Origin of the sequence: Nocardia sp. NPDC058497 (assembly GCF_042720195.1) — a bacterium.
Taxonomy (GTDB): Bacteria; Actinomycetota; Actinomycetes; order Mycobacteriales; family Mycobacteriaceae; genus Nocardia.
In genome coordinates, this window is the sequence record NZ_JBHXMY010000945.1 from 1 (window position 1) to 1,460 (window position 1,460).

Sequence of the window (1,460 nt, forward strand, 5' to 3'; positions counted from 1 at the left end):
GGCGATGGCGTTGTGGAATAGATCATGGTGTGGTGTAACTAAATCAGCAAGGTGCGGGCCGAGGTTGCGCCCGCCGAGACAAACCTGCTGGTCGCGCAAGCGTACGGCCTGGGTGGGATCGGACTCGCCGAGCAGTGCACGGTGCATCGCCAGGATCGAGTCGGCGTCGACTGCGCGGCCGAGGTCGAGAGCCGCTTCCATGGCGCGCACATTGGCGGTGACGATGCGCGCGTTCCTGTTGGTGTGCTCGCCGAGCTCGGCCATCGCGAGCTGCCGGGCGCCCACGGTGAGGTTCTCGATCTGCGAGGACGCGGAACTCTCGGTGCGCAGTAGCACGGAACTCATCGGCCCGAGTTCGTCGGGACCGAGCTCGGCCGACAGGTGCGCGTCGAATCGCACCAGTTCCTGCGCGGCCTCGTCGGCCTCGGCCAGCAGACCGACGGGCAGTGCCACTGATTGCTCGGCGATGTCGGACAGCACCGCAGCGGAGTAAGGCCCCGCGTGTCGACGCAGCTGGGTGCGCGACACGTAGGTATCGCGCACCACCCACGGGTGCTGCTCGTATCGAACGGCAGGCCACCCGGCCGGATCGTTCGTCATCAGCCCATCTTACCTACGGCTGAGCAGTTAGCGTTAACTAAGCAGACCCGTTACTTAACTTTATGGGTCCATCGTTGGATACCGGGACCGGCTGCAAAACAATGCGCCGATCAGGCCAGGCTTTCGATTTTCGCGGCCTGTTCGGCGCGGGTGTGGGGTTCGCGGGCGATGACGGCGATGGTGTCGTCGCCGGCGATGGTGCCGACGATGTAGGGCAGGGCGGCGCGGTCGAGGGCGCTGGCGAGGAAGTGGGCGGCGCCGGGTGGGGTGCGCAAGACGGCGAGGTTGCCGCTGGCGTCGGTGGAGACCAGGAGGTCGCCGAGGAGTTTGGAGAGGCGGCCGGTGCCGCCGGTGACGCCGCGGACGGGGCTGCCGTCCTCGGGGACGACGTAGACGCCGGCGCCACCGTCGGCGGCGCGCAGTTTCACCGCGCCGAGTTCGTCGAGGTCACGCGACAGGGTCGCCTGGGTGGTCTCGATGCCCTCGGCGGCCAGCAGCGTCGCGAGTTCGGTCTGGCTGCGGACCGCATGCGCGGACAGCAGTTCCACGATGCGCGATTGGCGGCCGGCGCGGGTGCGGGCGATGGCGGGCGAGCCCTTCTCGGGCGCCGTGCTCATCGCCGGGCCTCCGCGCCGGCCCCGGTTCGCGGTCTCACGCGGCGGCTTTCGCGAGCAGCCAGACCAGCAGCGCCTTCTGGGCGTGCAGCCGGTTCTCGGCTTCGTCCCAGACGACGCTGTGCGGTCCGTCGAGCACCTCGTCGGTGATCTCCTCGCCGCGGTGCGCCGGAAGACAGTGCATCACAATGGCTTCCGGATCGGCGGCGGCGAGCAGTGCCTCGTCTGTCTCTGATACACAACTCC

The 1,460-nt window shown here is 68.6% G+C and carries 2 protein-coding genes and 1 pseudogene; all 3 read right to left on the reverse strand.

The window, feature by feature from the left end; translation table 11 throughout:
- Nucleotides 1-600: Fic/DOC family N-terminal domain-containing protein (locus tag ACFWPJ_RS32685; RefSeq protein WP_378857358.1), on the reverse strand; the 600-nt coding region annotated here is incomplete at its 3' end.
- A gap of 110 nt (nt 601-710) precedes the next feature.
- Complete coding sequence (locus ACFWPJ_RS32690) at nt 711-1,217, reverse strand: arginine repressor (RefSeq protein ID WP_378857360.1); 507 nt, start codon at nt 1,215-1,217, stop codon at nt 711-713.
- A 34-nt stretch (nt 1,218-1,251) separates the two neighbouring features.
- A pseudogene (locus tag ACFWPJ_RS32695) lies at nt 1,252-1,460 on the reverse strand (ornithine carbamoyltransferase); the annotation flags it as partial.